This is a genomic window from Deferribacter desulfuricans SSM1 (assembly GCF_000010985.1).
GTDB classification, from domain to species: Bacteria; Chrysiogenota; Deferribacteres; order Deferribacterales; family Deferribacteraceae; genus Deferribacter; species Deferribacter desulfuricans.
On record NC_013939.1, the window covers coordinates 1,428,422 to 1,443,271 of the forward strand.

17 protein-coding genes are annotated in these 14,850 nt (G+C 31.5%); 3 read left to right on the forward strand and 14 right to left on the reverse strand.

Going from position 1 to position 14,850, the window contains the following annotated elements; all coding sequences use genetic code 11:
- Positions 1 to 23: 23 nt before the first annotated feature.
- Genes DEFDS_RS12675 through DEFDS_RS07115 form a run of 3 tightly spaced genes read right to left on the reverse strand, consistent with a single transcriptional unit; the run spans position 24 to position 3,512 of the window.
- Positions 24 to 1,085 (reverse strand): hypothetical protein, encoded by a 1,062-nt coding sequence (locus DEFDS_RS12675; protein ID WP_013008118.1) that lies wholly within the window; start codon positions 1,083 to 1,085, stop codon positions 24 to 26.
- Between the two features lie 10 nt (positions 1,086 to 1,095).
- Positions 1,096 to 2,310 carry an S-layer homology domain-containing protein gene (locus DEFDS_RS07110; protein ID WP_013008119.1) on the reverse strand — a complete coding sequence of 405 codons (1,215 nt, stop codon included), beginning with the start codon at positions 2,308 to 2,310 and terminating at the stop codon, positions 1,096 to 1,098.
- An 11-nt stretch (positions 2,311 to 2,321) separates the two neighbouring features.
- Positions 2,322 to 3,512, reverse strand: a complete 1,191-nt coding sequence (locus tag DEFDS_RS07115) for a CsgG/HfaB family protein (RefSeq protein WP_013008120.1) — start codon at positions 3,510 to 3,512, stop codon at positions 2,322 to 2,324.
- Positions 3,513 to 3,616: 104 nt separating this feature from the next.
- Here DEFDS_RS07115 and DEFDS_RS07120 point away from each other — a divergent pair, with 104 nt between their 5' ends.
- Complete coding sequence (locus DEFDS_RS07120) at positions 3,617 to 4,000, forward strand: nuclear transport factor 2 family protein (protein ID WP_013008121.1); 384 nt, start codon at positions 3,617 to 3,619, stop codon at positions 3,998 to 4,000.
- Positions 4,001 to 4,034: 34 nt separating this feature from the next.
- Here the strand turns inward: DEFDS_RS07120 and DEFDS_RS07125 are convergent, their stop codons facing one another.
- The 3 genes from DEFDS_RS07125 to DEFDS_RS07135 all read right to left on the reverse strand — a co-directional run bounded on the left by DEFDS_RS07125 (position 4,035) and on the right by DEFDS_RS07135 (position 6,430).
- On the reverse strand, positions 4,035 to 5,291 hold the full coding sequence (locus tag DEFDS_RS07125; RefSeq protein ID WP_013008122.1) for an ammonium transporter: 1,257 nt from the start codon (positions 5,289 to 5,291) through the stop codon (positions 4,035 to 4,037).
- Between the two features lie 253 nt (positions 5,292 to 5,544).
- Positions 5,545 to 5,892 (reverse strand): cupin domain-containing protein, encoded by a 348-nt coding sequence (locus DEFDS_RS07130; protein ID WP_013008123.1) that lies wholly within the window; start codon positions 5,890 to 5,892, stop codon positions 5,545 to 5,547.
- Between the two features lies 1 nt (position 5,893).
- Complete coding sequence (locus DEFDS_RS07135; protein WP_013008124.1) at positions 5,894 to 6,430, reverse strand: 50S ribosomal protein L11 methyltransferase; 537 nt, start codon at positions 6,428 to 6,430, stop codon at positions 5,894 to 5,896.
- A gap of 139 nt (positions 6,431 to 6,569) precedes the next feature.
- Here DEFDS_RS07135 and DEFDS_RS07140 point away from each other — a divergent pair, with 139 nt between their 5' ends.
- Positions 6,570 to 7,589 carry an aspartate-semialdehyde dehydrogenase gene (locus DEFDS_RS07140; RefSeq protein WP_013008125.1) on the forward strand — a complete coding sequence of 340 codons (1,020 nt, stop codon included), beginning with the start codon at positions 6,570 to 6,572 and terminating at the stop codon, positions 7,587 to 7,589.
- A gap of 288 nt (positions 7,590 to 7,877) precedes the next feature.
- Here the strand turns inward: DEFDS_RS07140 and DEFDS_RS07145 are convergent, their stop codons facing one another.
- Genes DEFDS_RS07145 through murJ form a run of 3 tightly spaced genes read right to left on the reverse strand, consistent with a single transcriptional unit; the run spans position 7,878 to position 10,458 of the window.
- A complete protein-coding gene (locus DEFDS_RS07145; RefSeq protein WP_013008127.1) occupies positions 7,878 to 8,504 on the reverse strand; it encodes an MBL fold metallo-hydrolase in 627 nt (208 codons plus the stop codon).
- 8 nt (positions 8,505 to 8,512) lie between these two features.
- The gene (gene dtd / locus DEFDS_RS07150) at positions 8,513 to 8,953 is read right to left on the reverse strand and encodes a D-aminoacyl-tRNA deacylase (RefSeq protein WP_013008128.1); all 441 of its coding nucleotides are present in this window, start codon (positions 8,951 to 8,953) and stop codon (positions 8,513 to 8,515) included.
- Entirely contained in the window at positions 8,950 to 10,458 is a 1,509-nt protein-coding gene (gene murJ / locus DEFDS_RS07155; protein WP_231841007.1) for a murein biosynthesis integral membrane protein MurJ, read from the reverse strand. Before murJ ends, dtd begins: the two co-directional genes overlap by 4 nt.
- Before the next feature lie 185 nt (positions 10,459 to 10,643).
- Between murJ and DEFDS_RS07160 the strand changes: the two genes are divergently transcribed.
- A complete protein-coding gene (locus DEFDS_RS07160) occupies positions 10,644 to 10,937 on the forward strand; it encodes an integration host factor subunit beta (RefSeq protein WP_013008130.1) in 294 nt (97 codons plus the stop codon).
- A 332-nt stretch (positions 10,938 to 11,269) separates the two neighbouring features.
- On the opposite strand, the gene DEFDS_RS07165 is transcribed toward DEFDS_RS07160, so the two are convergent.
- From DEFDS_RS07165 to DEFDS_RS07185, 5 genes are read right to left on the reverse strand one after another with little or no spacing between them, the layout of a single operon-like run.
- Positions 11,270 to 11,893 carry a uracil-DNA glycosylase gene (locus DEFDS_RS07165; protein WP_013008131.1) on the reverse strand — a complete coding sequence of 208 codons (624 nt, stop codon included), beginning with the start codon at positions 11,891 to 11,893 and terminating at the stop codon, positions 11,270 to 11,272.
- The gene (gene coaBC / locus DEFDS_RS07170; RefSeq protein WP_013008132.1) at positions 11,886 to 13,073 is read right to left on the reverse strand and encodes a bifunctional phosphopantothenoylcysteine decarboxylase/phosphopantothenate--cysteine ligase CoaBC; all 1,188 of its coding nucleotides are present in this window, start codon (positions 13,071 to 13,073) and stop codon (positions 11,886 to 11,888) included. Before coaBC ends, DEFDS_RS07165 begins: the two co-directional genes overlap by 8 nt.
- Positions 13,066 to 13,287: a DNA-directed RNA polymerase subunit omega gene (gene rpoZ / locus DEFDS_RS07175; protein ID WP_013008133.1), complete on the reverse strand. Its 222-nt coding sequence runs from the start codon at positions 13,285 to 13,287 to the stop codon at positions 13,066 to 13,068. The genes coaBC and rpoZ overlap by 8 nt, the downstream gene beginning before the upstream one ends.
- Position 13,288: 1 nt before the next feature.
- Positions 13,289 to 13,900, reverse strand: coding sequence for a guanylate kinase (gmk, locus tag DEFDS_RS07180; protein ID WP_013008134.1), 612 nt, complete (start codon positions 13,898 to 13,900; stop codon positions 13,289 to 13,291).
- A complete protein-coding gene (locus tag DEFDS_RS07185; protein WP_013008135.1) occupies positions 13,893 to 14,762 on the reverse strand; it encodes a YicC/YloC family endoribonuclease in 870 nt (289 codons plus the stop codon). The genes gmk and DEFDS_RS07185 overlap by 8 nt, the downstream gene beginning before the upstream one ends.
- Positions 14,763 to 14,850 lie beyond the last annotated feature (88 nt).

Consider the following 14,850-nt stretch of genomic DNA (forward strand, 5'->3'; position numbering starts at 1 on the left):
TAACAGAAAGTAGGGCAAAAACCCTACTTTAATACAAATACTACTTTAGCACCTTCTAAGAAATTCGTTTTCTGATTAGATGAAAAAATAGCAGTGGCATCATCACCAGATACTTTTACATCAGTAAACTTCACTACACCAACAGCCTTTACAACCAGAGGATTTCTAACCCCCCTTTCTGAAAGTATGGCTTTTGCCTTACCAATTTCGTTGGTGTAATCACCACACCCTCTTTGTGCTAAAATATCTTCTGCTATCTTGGTAGGGTCATATATTATTTCACCTTTTTCATTCAAAATTCTATTTATTAATGCTGGTCTAAAGTTTGTGCCAGTAGTATCAACAATTAATCCATCATAAACCTGTGGAGCTGGAGGTACAATCTGAGGTTGAAATACTGGAGCAGGTGGAACTGCATTAAAGATAGCTTGTCTAGCATTTGGATCCTGAAACATTGTAGTAACAAAAGATTTTGTGCCCACCTCTAAACAAACATAGCCAACACCCTGGCTCATATCATAATATCTTCCACACTCTCTAGCTCCTTGTAAAAAGCCTTGAACAGTTGACCTTATAACATCATTTACTAACAAACCATTTTGAACAGTTGTATCGCCTGCAACAGTAACACCCTGAATAACCTCTAATAAATCTCTCTGAGCCACAACCTTTGCAGCTCTTAATGCTGCATATCTTCTCTGTCCAGCCTCTGATTCACCTATAACTCTAATATATCCAGTTGCAAATGCAGCTTGAGGATTTGTTATTGGTTGTGGCAATGGTGGCATTCCACCCATCATCTGAGGCTGTTGCTGCATCATTTGAGGGTTATATTGACCACCTCCATAAGGTTGCTGCATAGGTTGTTGCATCATCTGGCCGCCATATTGTCCAGGCTGTTGCATCATTTGCTGATTATAAGGTTGATTATAATTAGGAGCCTGTTGATTATATGGAGCTGGTTGCTGATACGATGGATTATACGGTTGATTATATGGTTGATTATATGTCTGTGCAAAAACAGACAAACTAAACAGCATAAATATAAACAATAATATAGCAAACACAAATTTATTTAATTTCATAACCGCCTCCTTAATAAACATTTAAAGTCTGTCTCAATACTCTAATTGCCAACAGAGCTTCAGCACCATCAACATTATCATCTGGTCTAAATTCACCCGACAATTCTGTTTCCATCAAGCCTCTTGTAACCACATTCATTACAGCATTAAACCATGGTGCTGTAGGGCTAACATCTGGATAAGGTGAATTTTCCTGCCCAAAATACTTTCTTGGTAATGATTCATCACCAGTTAATTTAACCAATACATCTTCTAAAATAAGTGCAAACTCTTTACGCTTTAAAGGTCTATTTGGGAAAAACAAATAAGCTTTTGTAGTTTCATCATATATTGGAGAAAGCCCTCTTATATTCCATTTAAGTATTGTTTCAATCTCTGGCCTAAATGGATGGTTTAAAATATCAGCAGGGATAAACTCTGGTTTCATTTTTGCAATTTGTGATTTTACAGGTATACGCCCTTCCATAATCTTTTCGATTCTAAGTTCATCCACTAAAAGTGCAGCAAAATCTGCTCTTGAAACCTCATCTTTTACAGCAATCTTTTTACCTACATCACCTACAGTAATTCCAGCCATAGCTCTAACAATTTTGTCAGTTTTCTTCCACATTTCATTTGCAGGAGCATGCCATTTACTTTGTCTTGACATATTCAAAACATTTGCAAAAGAATCCCTTGCTTTTTGAAACTCTTCACCCTTGAGATAAGCGACACCCATAAAATATTCTAGAGCCTCAGGCCCTTGATAATAAGGTAACTTGTTAAAATTAACATCTTTTTCTATACTTTTAGCATCATCATAAAAATCTTTTGCTTTATCTAACCAATCCTCAACACGCAGTTCGGTGTAAGTTCTAATTCCTGTAACATAATAAATATATTTTTGATCTTTATTTTTTGCATATTTTTTCGCTTTCTTTAAACTTTCAAGGCTTCTATCTACCCAAACCTGTTTTTCACCCATATCTGTCTTACTATTAGCTATCATTGCCAAAGTTAAAGATTTTCCTGCATAACCAGGAGAATATTTCGGATCACATTGAATTGAACGCTCAAATTTCATATTTGCATTGTTGATATCACCTTTTTCAACCAATTCCATCCCAGTAAAATAGTTATGCTCTGGATTGTCTGTTGGTGAATTACAAACAGTTTTAGGTTTAGAACAACTAACAAACATAAATGCAACAACTACACTTAAAACCAATAATAATTTTCTTCTCATTTTATTACCTCCTAAAATAATTTATCCATTAATCCTTGGCCAGCCAACTTAGCCCTTTGAACCAAAGTGCCAATTTTAAGCCTTTTTTTATGTTGCTCATCCCCCTCTATTTTTACCCAACACTGATTTTCATCAACCTGATCAGAAACTATTAATTCCACAGGTATTTTTGCTTTGCTACAAGTATGAGTACCTTTGAAAGGATCTCTAATTTCCATAAAATCATAAGCTACCAATTTTTGCCCCGGTTTAATACCGTTTGCCCTACCAAGATTAACCAGAGCCACCTGCTTATTTCCTCTCAATTGAATTATATAACCTTTTACGGCAAACAATTGTGACAATTCAGGTTTTATATCCAAAGCAGCCTCACCCATAGCTTTTTTAGCTGCAGTAATTATCAACTCTGGATTAAAATTTGGTTGTTTTCCTGCAAGTTCTCTACCTTTTACCTTTTTAGATGCAATAATTCTACCTGTGGCAACATCTATGATTTTTACAGTCATTTCTACATTTACATTCCATCCCTCTGTAGTAGCTTCTAAAATAGATAAAGCAAGATTTGCTAACGCATTATCTGATTTCTTCTTTTTAGAAGGTGGTACATACTCTGCTTTAATATTATCAACAGAACCAGTGATAATATAACTAACACCAGCAATTTTACCTAATTGAACTAATGTATTGGGATCTGCGACATTCATCTGAAAACCTTGTTCTTGCATGACCTGTTGAATATTAGCTCTTGTAAAAACCTCTACACCACCCATATTTACAACAATATCTTCAACAGCACTTTGTGCATACGCTCCTATATTAGGTGATATCTGTCTCATAAATGTATTTATATCTTTTGAATATTTAACTTTTGTTTTGCTAGCTCCAACATAACCAACCCCAACAGCACCAGGTGCAACAACAGCTCCAGCAACACCCCCCTCTACATGAGTCCTAGTACCTTGACCTCTAATAGCTGTATTTGAACCTGTCATTTTTCCAAAAGTAGTATTATTCTGAAAATCTACTACCGCTACTCTTAGCTGCCTTGTTTCATACTGAGCTCTGCAAACTTGAGGAACCTGAACCTGCTCTGTGTCAGCAGGCACTATCGATAAAGCCATAGGATCAACCTTTGGGGTACCACAAGAAACAAGAAAAACAACAATTGATACAATAAGAAAACTAAAACCAATCCTTTTCATAACCCACTCCCTCTTTTTATATCTTTCATTCTATTATATAATATAGTATAACACATTATATCATAAAAAAATATTTTTTTATAAAAATTTTTTTGGAGTCAATTATGAATGAAAAGTCACTTTGGAAATTCTTAGAAAAACATTTAAATGCTATTTACTCCGGCGATTTTAAAACCTATGAAGAAACCTCTCATAAAGATCTCACACTATACGAATGGTTTGTAGCTCCCCATAGAATAGAAGGATTAAGTTTTCATAAGTTTATGATGGAAAATAACTGGGCGAGTACTCATGATGGTTTTAATATTCATCTCACAAATAAAAAAGCTCAAGTTTATAATGATACTGCTATTCTTACTTATACATTAATTATTTCATACAAGAATGAAGGAAAGATAGAGCATAAGGTCGTAAATGAAACAAGAGTGGTAATAAAATTCGGCAACACACTAAAAGTAGTCCATGTACATAAAAGCCCTGGAAAATAAAAAAAGAGGAGATAAAACTCCTCTATCTATTTATTTAATTATACGCACTTTCTCCATGCTGTGATAAATCAAGGCCTTCAACTTCCTCCTCTACACCAACCCTTAAACCAAAAATAACATCTGCTAATTTACCTATTAGGAAAGTGCCTATTCCAACAAATAAAATTGTAACTAAAATTCCAACAATTTGGACTATAAATTGCTTTATATTTCCATAAAATAAACCTTTTCCATTTATTGAAACAAATAGACCAGTCATTAAAGCTCCTATTAGACCACCTACTCCATGAACACCAATAACATCTAAAGAGTCATCATACCCAAGTTTAAATTTTAGTTGAATTGCATAAAAACAAATAAACCCACCCATAATGCCTATCAGCAATGCAATTGGCGGTATTACATAACCAGCAGCATTTGTAATTGAAGCTAAACCTGCAATTATACCTGAGCATATTCCTAAAAAACTTGGTTTTGAATTTTTCATTTCTAAAAACATCCAGACAGCCCCACCAGCAGCACCTGCTACAAAAGTATTTATAAATGCATAATAAGCCACATTATTTACAGCTAAAGCACTACCAGCATTAAAACCAAACCAACCAAACCATAATAAACCAGTACCTATACCTGTCAAAACAAGATTATGTGGAATAAATTGCTTTTGAGGATAACCTTTCCTTGGCCCCACCATTAAAATCAAAACCAAAGAAGCAACTGCAGAAGAAAGATGAACTACTAACCCACCTGCAAAATCTAAAACACCCATATTTGCCAAAAAACCATTTTCACCCCAAACAAAGTGTGCTAATGGAGCATATATAAAAATCAACCATAAAGAGATAATAAATACATAACTGCTAAATTTAAACCTTTCAACAATTGCACCACTAAATAGTGCAATAGTAATAATTGCAAACATTCCTTGGAAAAAAGAAAATACTGATTCAGGGATTGTTCCATGCACATCAGTCATCAAATCTTTACCTAAAAAAAGATACTTCATACTACCAACGAAAGAATTACCTCCAGGTCCAAAAGCAATTGTGTGTCCAATTAAGAACCACAACACTCCAACTACTGTCATTGAAACAAAACTAAAAGACATTGTAGATAAAACGTTCTTACCTCTCACCATACCACCGTAAAAGATCGATAAAGCTGGTATCATCAACAAAACCAAAATAGAAGAAATAATAACCCATAAGGTATCCGCACTATTCACTTTACCATTAAAAGCATAAACATTGTGTGTTAAAAAAAGTATTGAAGTTATAAAAAACAATCTCATACGTACCTCCATTGCAAAATAATTCACATTTCTTGCAATAATTCTGCCAAAAAAAGATTAGCATAGAAAAAAATTTTTTATTCTAAACAAATTCTTTTTTACTCATTAATAAATACTTTTAACATCTTATTATTAAATAGAAATTTATTTACTGAATTATTGATATTTCTTTATTAACTCCCCAATCAAAAAACAACATATTTTACTCACTAAAGATTAAAAATTAATCACATTTGATTAATTTTTGTGCAAATCAATACTCACCCTTTGCTGGAACAATACAAATAAATTCAAAATCCTCTTCCCCAGCATTTAAAAATTGATGTTCAATATTATTTGGGACAAAAGCTATCGACCCTTTTTCTACTTTATACTCTTTTCCATCCATATATAAAATCCCTTGTCCACCAATCACATAATTAATATGTGGCCAATCATGTATATGCCTTGGTGTTTTTCCTCCCTTTTCAATTCTAAAAACTCTCATTACATAATCATCCCAGCCTTCATCTTTTCCAATTGCTACTTTTTTAAATACCTTTTCAGCTTCTTTCATATTCATTGCTATTTCTTCCTTATCCTTTAAATGACCAACAAACATTTTAACCCCCTTTTTTCATTAAAAATGTAGTATATTCTTCACCATAAAAACTTTTAATCACCTCAAACCCTTGATTACAATAAATCTTCCTTACTTCATAATTTTCTTCTATAGGTATACCTGATAAAATAAGAAATCCTTTTTTATTTTCCATCCATTTTAAAATATACTCCTTTAAATTAATGATGATATCAAAATAGATATTTGCAATTATAATATCATAATTACCTTTAATAGCCCTTTCATTAGAACATATAACAAAACAGTTTTTAACATCATTTATTGCTACATTTTCTTTAAAATTCCTACATGCATCAAAAGATATATCATAACCAACTACTTTTTTTGCACCTAAAATGCTAGCATAAATGCTCAAAATACCTGTACCAGAACCAATATCTAAGACAGATTTATTATTGAAATCAATATAATCCATAAATTTTAAGCAACTTAAAGTGGTCTCATGCTCACCACTGCCAAAAGAAGATACTTTTATCTTTATATCTTTCTTCAAATTAAGTACTTTTATAAAATTCATATAGAAGCTTTTAACAATAAAAAATTAAAATGCAACAAATAACTTTATAACACTGTTATTAAATTTAACACAACTAAATTAACTTTGACTTAGCTAAAAAATGATAATATTTAATTAAAAACTTAATTGGGGGGTTAATATGGCCTTACAAAAGAAAGAAAAATATAACGTAGCAATTGTTGGTGCTACAGGAGCAGTTGGACAAGTATTTTTACAAATTTTAGAAGAAAGAAATTTCCCAATTGATGAATTAAGATTACTTGCATCAAGTAGATCAGCTGGCAAGAAAGTAAAATTTAAAGGGGAAGAGTATACAGTTCAGGAATTAACTCATGACAGTTTTGAAGGGATAGATATTGCTCTTTTTTCCGCTGGAGGTGGAAGAAGTAAAGAGTTTGCTCCATCTGCAGTGAAAGCTGGCGCAGTGGTAATAGATAATAGTTCAGCTTTTAGAATGGACAAAGATGTTCCGTTGGTTGTTCCTGAAGTCAACCCTGATGATGCTTTTAAACATAATGGAATAATTGCAAACCCAAACTGTACTACTATTATTATGGTCGTAGCATTAAAACCTCTTCATAACTATGGGAAAATCAGAAGGGTGGTAGTTTCATCATACCAATCAGCTTCTGGAGCAGGTGCTAAAGCAATGCAAGAGTTGATGGATCAAACAAAAGCTTGGGCAAATGGAGAACCACTCAAAGTAGAAGCTTTTCAACATCAGTTGCTTTTTAATGTAATACCACACATAGATGTTTTTATGGAAAATGGTTACACTAGAGAAGAGATGAAAATGTACAACGAAACAAAAAAAATCATGGGTGATGATTCTATTGAAGTAACTGCAACCTGTGTAAGAGTTCCAGTTTTGACAGCACATTCAGAAGCTGTAACAGTAGAAACAGAAAAGAAAATAACAGTAGAAAAGGCAAAAGAGCTTTTTAGTAATGCTCAGGGTATACAGGTATTAGACAACCCAGAGAAAAATGAGTATCCAATGCCACTTTTTGTATCAGGTAAAGACGATTGTTATGTAGGTAGAATCCGCGAAGATATTTCAAAAGAGAATTCTCTAAACTTCTGGGTAGTAGGTGACCAATTAAGAAAAGGTGCTGCCCTTAACGCTGTCCAAATAGCAGAATTACTTATTTCAAAATAACAATATGGGAGCTTTACGCTCCCATTTTCTATATTTTTAAAAAATGAGGCTGTTGTACAATAAATTATGTTTTGCTAACAAAGTAGTTTTGAGATTGCTTCCCCCGCCATTAAACTTCAAATATTTAAAATTATATATGCAAATGCTATACACACAAAAAGTTTTAAACTCAAAAATTACTGCTAAATGGCGGGGTCTCAATGACCCAAAAATGCCGTCATTGCTAGCGTCTGCGAAGCAATCTGAGATGATTAAGCAATTATTATTGTGCAACACCCTAAAAATATATTACCCTAATCTAACAAAAGCATTCATTTTCTTTTCATAACCAATAGTTGATGATGGTCCATGCCCTGGATACACTGTGACATCATCATCTAATACATACAGTTTATTTTTTATACTGTTTGCTAATGTATTAAAATCTGCATAAGGGAAATCTGTCCTACCAACTGAATCTTTAAAAAGGGTGTCACCGGTAAAAACGACCTTTGCCTCACCAAGATATAGAGATACACCTCCAGGGGAGTGCCCTGGTGTATGCAAAACTTTTAATTTAATATCTCCAAAATCTAATAATTGATTATCTTCTAAATAATTATCGATATTGCTTGATTTTATACCAAAGATACCGAACATCGAAGCATGTTCAACCGCATTTTTTAATAAAAACTCATCACCTTCATGCATATACAGAGGGATATTGTATTCACTCTTTAAATCTTCAATAGCACCAACATGATCGAAATGCCCATGGGTATTAACAATAGCTAATGGTTTTAACCCATTTGAATCGATAAAACTTTTTATTTTCTCAAAATCACTACCTGGATCAATAATAATTGCATCTTTGTTTTTTGAAATTATATAGCAATTTACATATAAATCACCCACAATAACCACATCGATTTTCATCTCACACCTCACTGTAAAATTATTGTTACTGGACCATTATTTAAAATATCCAATTTCATACTTGCAGCAAACACACCTGTTTTTATTTTATCATCACCTAAAACTTTCTTACATTCCTCTACAAATTTTTCATAAAACTCTCTTGCTAATTCAGGTTCCATCGCTCCAGTAAAATCAGGCCTTCTCCCCTTTTTTACAACCCCTGCCAACGTAAATTGGCTAACAATCATCATCTCACCATCTATATCTTTTACACTTAGACTCATTTTACCATTTTCATCACTAAAAATCCTCAAATTTGTACACTTATCAGCAAACCATTTTATTTTATCATAATCATCACCTTTCTCAGCACAAAAAAGCACCAAAACCCCTTTATCTATCTTAGAATAAACATCATCATCTATAAAAACCTTACAACTATCCACTCTTTGAACAACACACTTCACCTCAACACCTCTTTAAAATTTATTTTAAAAACCTGTAACACAACTAAATAAAATATAACAGTCAATAATATTATCAATAAAACATGCACTCCTTTATGGTATAAATACAAAACAAATATACTCATCAAAAAGTTGGATAAAATAATTTTTAATATATACCAATTATATTTCGAGAAAAAATCTTTAAAACTGTACAACTTCTTTTGTGAAATTAATTTAACATAAATTATTGTTCCAATAAATGCAGATAATGACGAAGCCAGTGCAATACCCGAATGCTTAAAAGGCTTTAGTAATAATAGTGAAAAAATAATATTAGAGATAAGCAAAATTGCTGAAATTTTTACAGGAGTTTTAGTATCTAATATAGAATGAAAAATTTTTGTAAAAGTCATATTTAAAGAAAAAAATAGCAACCCCAAAGAATACATTTTCAATGCATTTGCAGTATTTATAGTATCATTAATGTTAAATTGATTTCTTTGAAATACAATTCTTATAATATCGTCTGAAAGTAAAATTAAGCCTAATGATGCAGGTAATATTATTAGAAATATAGATAATATAGATTTTGAAATAATCTCAAAACGTCTAATTGAATCGTTTTTACTCAACTCTGTCAATGAAACAGTGCCTATAGTAACTGAAAATAGCCCAAAGGGAAATTGAAAAAGTCTATTTGCATAATAAAGATAAGATATACTTCCAAAAGGTAAATAGGAAGCTAACACTCTACCAACCAAAAAATTTAACTGATTTATCCCAACACCAAAGATAGATGGAACAATTAATAAAAATGTCTTTTTCACATCAGTAATAGATTCCTTATCAAAGCTAAATTTAAATCCAAACCTGCAAGAAAATAACAAAATATATCCAAGCTGTATTAAACCACCAAAAAAAACACCCCAAGCCAAAAAGTAAATATTTTTAGAATATATATATGATAAATAAATTGAAGTAATCATAGCTAAATTAAGCAGTGCAGTAGATGAATAAGGTATAAAATAACTACCCCTCAAATTTAAAAAAGATGAAAAAAGTGCCGAAATACTTACAAATAGCAAATAAGGCATAACAATGATCAAAATGTTTGACGCAACACCTATTACTTCTTTATCCTCTATAAAACCAGGCATAAAAAGTAAAATAATCTTATCTGAAAACAAAGAAAAAATAATTATAAAAATTACAATAATAATAGAAAGATAAATGACCATGTTAGAAAGATAGCTATAGCCTTCATACTCGCTCTTTTTTAATTTACTCCCCAAAATAGGGACAAAAGCCGAAGATAAAGCACCTTCTGCAAACAATGCTCTAAAAAGATTAGGAATTGCAAAAGCTACAAAGAAAGCATCAGTGAGTGCTGTAGCACCAAATACAGCAGCAATAAATATATCTCTTAAAAAACCCAAAATCCTGCTTGTAAAAACACCAAAAGCAGAACGAATTACACTACCTAAAAAACCTCTCACAGTGGCACCATCAAAATTTAATCTCAATTACTTTTATATATTTAACAAAAAATAACAACCTTTTTCTAGATTATCACATTATTTTAGAAAGTGTTACAAAATAATTAACCATATCAAATTAAATAAAATTTTAACTTTACTATACTTTTTCATTAGGTTATAATGATTAATAAGTTAGCTTGTAACTTTTCTAAAACTATGGAGGTTAGACTATGACAAAGTCCCAATTAATCGAAATTATCACAGAGAAATATCCAAAACTAACAAAAAAACAAATTGAATTTATTGTAAATGGTGTTTTTAATACAATTAAAGAGGCTCTAAAAAATGGTGAACCTGTTGAAATAAGAGGGTTTGGAAGTTTTAAAATTCGTCAAAAAGAAGCGAAAGTTGGTAGAAACCCTAAAACTGGAGAAACTGTACAAATTCCTGCTAAAAAAGTTCCTTATTTTAAACCAGGAAAAGAGATTAAAGAACAATTAATAGAAAAACCTGCTGATAAATAAAATAATTAAGCTTACGAAATACTGTTTTATCATAATGATGCTGTTGCACAATAGATTAATTTTTTGATATCAATATAGTTATGAGGTTGCTTCCCCAGCCATTAAGTTTCAAATATTTAAAATTATATATGCAAATACTATACACACAAAAAGTTTTAAGCTTAAAATTTACTACTAAATGGCTGGGTCGCAATGACCTCAAGATGTCGTCATTGCGAGCGTCAGCGAAGCAATCTGAAGTACTTATGCAATTATTATTTTCTAAAACTCTTATAATATAAATCGAAAGTCTTTTTTAGATGGATGTTGCCACAAAAAAGTGGCAGCATTTCTTAAAGTAAACCCATTTCTTTCATTACTAGTTGCAGGTCTTCCCATGCCAATTTTTTCATCTTAGGGTTTCGTAAAAGATAAGCGGGGTGAAATGTAGGCATTACTTTAATACCTTTGAATTCTCTAAAACTACCTCTTATTTTACTAATTGCAGTGGTTGTATTTAATAAAGCACTTGCAGCAATACTTCCTAAACAAATAATATATTTTGGTTTTATTATCTCAATCTGTTTATGTAAATATGGTATACAAGCTCCAATTTCATCATTTAAAGGAGCTCTATTGTTAGGAGGTCTACACTTTACAATATTTGCAATATATACATCTTCCCTTTTAAGCTTCATTGCCTCAATCATTTTGGTAAGCAGTTGACCAGCTCTTCCTACAAAAGGTCTCCCTTGTTTGTCCTCTTCTGCACCAGGTCCCTCCCCAACAAACATCAACTCTGCATTTGGATCCCCTTCACCAAATACTAAATTTGTCCTATTTTTAGCTAATCTACACTTATTACAATCTTTTACTTCATTTAAATAAAAATCGTATAACTCATTATTACACTTTACATCACTTTTTATCAAAACTTCTTCAATTCCAAAAACTTCTTTCAAATATTTTTCACTCATTTTTACTCTTAAACAATTGATAAGCAGTATCAACAACCCTTTTTGCTATATTATATTTTGATTGTTTACCCGTTTCTATCTTCTCTCCGTTTGTTAAAAAAATTGTAACCTCATTATCATCAGCCCCAAAACCTATATCGCTTCTCGAAACATCATTCACAACAATCATATCAAGTTTTTTCTTATTTAGTTTATCAAGAGCATTTCGCATCAAATCATCAGTCTCAGCTGCAAACCCCACAACTATCTGTTTATCTTTCTTTATTTTAGAAACTTCATACAAAATGTCCTTGTTTTTTATTAATTCCAATGTCAAAATTTCATCGCTCTTTTTTATTTTTTTAGCTGCAATATCTTTTACTCTATAATCAGCAACAGCAGCAGTCATAATCAGAACATCAAAATTTTGAAATCTGGAAATAACCTCTCTATACATATCTTCAGCACTTTTAACCCTTACATGAGGAAAAACTGATAAATCAAGACACACATCTCCAGCTACAACAAACAGTTCACCACCGTTATCTTTTATATACTTAGCTATTTTATACCCCATTTTGCCACTTGACCAATTAGAAATATATCTAACAGGATCAATATCCTCTTTTGTTGGGCCCAAAGTAACTAAAAATTTAATACCTTTAAATTTACCCTCTGTAACAAGTTGAAAAATCTCTTCAGGCTCTATTAATCTTCCCTTCCCCTCAGTTTTACAAGCTAATTCACCTTCATCTGGCTCAAAAACCGTATACCCAATCCTTCGGAGCTTAGAAATATTCTCTTGGATAATAGGATTATCATACATATTGCTATTCATAGAGGGAAAAATATAAACAGGTTTTTCTTTAACAACAAGCATAGCAGAAGTGACCAAATTATCCCCAATACCATTGGCTATTTTTGATAATGTATTAGCAGTACAAGGTGCAATAATTATTTTGTCAGCCCATTCAATTAAATCAATATGATCAATAGAATCTGGCTCTACATCTGTAATAAAATCATCGATATAAACCCTGTTTTTAATTAAACTTTCAAATGTCAGTGGAGTTATAAATTTCGTCGCATTCTCTGTCATCCCCACTTTGACATTATGACCAGCTTTAATTAGTAATCTGCACAAAGTTGGAATTTTATAAGCAGCTATACCACCTGTAATAAAAATTAAAAAATTACTCATCCTGCTCTTGTTCCTCTTCAAAGGTAATTTTATTTTCAATTATTTCAGCTAAAGCTATCGTAACATTTTTATAATAACCTTCTACCTGAGGTGGAACTGTACCTTCCTTATTCTCATACAACTCCCTAGCTCTTTGGCTAGCCACCAATGATAACTTAAACCTACTCTTAACATCTTCTCTATTTACACCCTTTTCAATATTTAAAAAAGCCATTCTAAACCTCCAAATCTATTATTTTATTTATATCATCAATATCGCTTGTTTTTAAATGTTCTGATAAATATATTGCGTTTAACTCTTCAAATGCAACATTTAAATATTTATTCACAATCAAATAATCATACATCTTGAAATATTTTATCTCTTCTAAAGCATTTTTCATTCTTAAATTAATTTTTTCCATAGATTCTGTTCTTCTATTTATTAACCTGGTTCTTAACTCTTTCATACTAGGAGCAACTATAAAAATAAACACCGCATCCGGATATTTCTCTTTTATTTGCCTTGCACCTTGAGGATCTATATCCAAAACCACATCATAACCTTCAGCGAGATATTTATCTATAATTTTCTTTGATGTTCCATAATAATTACCATGAACCACTGCCCATTCTAAAAACTCATTGTTTTCAATCATCTCTTTAAACTTTTTCTCATCAATAAAAAAATAATCCTGTCCATCAATTTCACCAATCCTTGGTTCTCTCGTAGTATAGGAAATTGAATATTTAAGCCTATCTTTGTATTTGTTAATCAGTTTATTACATAAAGAAGTTTTTCCAGCACCACTTGGCGCACTAACTACAAACAACTTTGTCTTATACAATGTTTTGCACCTGTTCTCTAATTTTATCAACTTCAACTTTAGCTTCTATAACTTTATTTTTTATTTCAGACAATATTGCTTTTGCCGTTATTGTATTAAACTCTCTATGAAGCTCTTGAGCAATAAAATCCAATTTTTTACCAACCTCACCATCATCATTTAAAACATTTTTAAACTGGTTTACATGAGACTTAATCCTTACAACTTCTTCATTTATATCTGATCTTTCAGCCAAAATTGCGGCTTCTTGAGCTAACCTATCATTATCTATATTTATATTGAGATCATTAAGCCTGTTTTTTATTCTCTCCATATTTAATTTATAATTTTCATCAACCAAATTTTCAATATCTTCTCTCAGTTTTGCAATATTACTTATCCTATTTTCCAAATCCTCTTTCAATTTATTTCCTTCAACTGCTCTCATTTCATCAACTTTACTTAAAGCATCCTCCACAGCATTTGTTATTATTTCCCCTATTTCTGAGTATAGCTCTTCATTGTCTTCATAACTTATCACATCCGGAAATTTAAGTATATGATCAATTCTAATATCATCAATAATTTCGCTTTCCATTTGAAGTTCTCGCAATATTGACATGTATGATGCAAGTAAGTTTCTATTTAAAACAGGATTATTCACTACCTTTTTTGGAGTTACTTCAATAAAAACATCTACTTTACCACGTTTCAATTTTTCTTTTATCATATTTTTTAGACTGATTTCCAAAAACACAAACTGCTTTGGCATTCTAATATTAATCTCACAAAACTTACTATTCAAAGTCCTAATCTCTACTGATACATCCGTTATATCAGTACTTTTAACTACTTTCCCATAACCCGTCATACTGCGCAACATACTATTCTCCTGACCATTTATGCTTTGTAATAAAAATCTTGTTTACAACTTTAAAGCAGCATATATAATAGATTATTTAGAGGAGGTC

Excerpts from the sequence above, each read along its gene's own strand:
- DEFDS_RS12675 (WP_013008118.1), bottom strand. The coding sequence starts at position 1,085 with ATGAAATTAAATAAATTTGTGTTTGCTATATTATTGTTTATATTTATG.
- DEFDS_RS07110 (WP_013008119.1), bottom strand. The coding sequence starts at position 2,310 with ATGAGAAGAAAATTATTATTGGTTTTAAGTGTAGTTGTTGCATTTATG.
- DEFDS_RS07115 (WP_013008120.1), bottom strand. The coding sequence starts at position 3,512 with ATGAAAAGGATTGGTTTTAGTTTTCTTATTGTATCAATTGTTGTTTTT.
- DEFDS_RS07120 (WP_013008121.1), top strand. The coding sequence starts at position 3,617 with ATGAATGAAAAGTCACTTTGGAAATTCTTAGAAAAACATTTAAATGCT.
- DEFDS_RS07125 (WP_013008122.1), bottom strand. The coding sequence starts at position 5,291 with ATGAGATTGTTTTTTATAACTTCAATACTTTTTTTAACACACAATGTT.
- DEFDS_RS07130 (WP_013008123.1), bottom strand. The coding sequence starts at position 5,892 with ATGTTTGTTGGTCATTTAAAGGATAAGGAAGAAATAGCAATGAATATG.
- DEFDS_RS07135 (WP_013008124.1), bottom strand. The coding sequence starts at position 6,430 with ATGAATTTTATAAAAGTACTTAATTTGAAGAAAGATATAAAGATAAAA.
- DEFDS_RS07140 (WP_013008125.1), top strand. The coding sequence starts at position 6,570 with ATGGCCTTACAAAAGAAAGAAAAATATAACGTAGCAATTGTTGGTGCT.
- DEFDS_RS07145 (WP_013008127.1), bottom strand. The coding sequence starts at position 8,504 with ATGAAAATCGATGTGGTTATTGTGGGTGATTTATATGTAAATTGCTAT.
- DEFDS_RS07160 (WP_013008130.1), top strand. The coding sequence starts at position 10,644 with ATGACAAAGTCCCAATTAATCGAAATTATCACAGAGAAATATCCAAAA.
- DEFDS_RS07165 (WP_013008131.1), bottom strand. The coding sequence starts at position 11,893 with ATGAGTGAAAAATATTTGAAAGAAGTTTTTGGAATTGAAGAAGTTTTG.
- coaBC (WP_013008132.1), bottom strand. The coding sequence starts at position 13,073 with ATGAGTAATTTTTTAATTTTTATTACAGGTGGTATAGCTGCTTATAAA.
- rpoZ (WP_013008133.1), bottom strand. The coding sequence starts at position 13,287 with ATGGCTTTTTTAAATATTGAAAAGGGTGTAAATAGAGAAGATGTTAAG.
- DEFDS_RS07185 (WP_013008135.1), bottom strand. The coding sequence starts at position 14,762 with ATGTTGCGCAGTATGACGGGTTATGGGAAAGTAGTTAAAAGTACTGAT.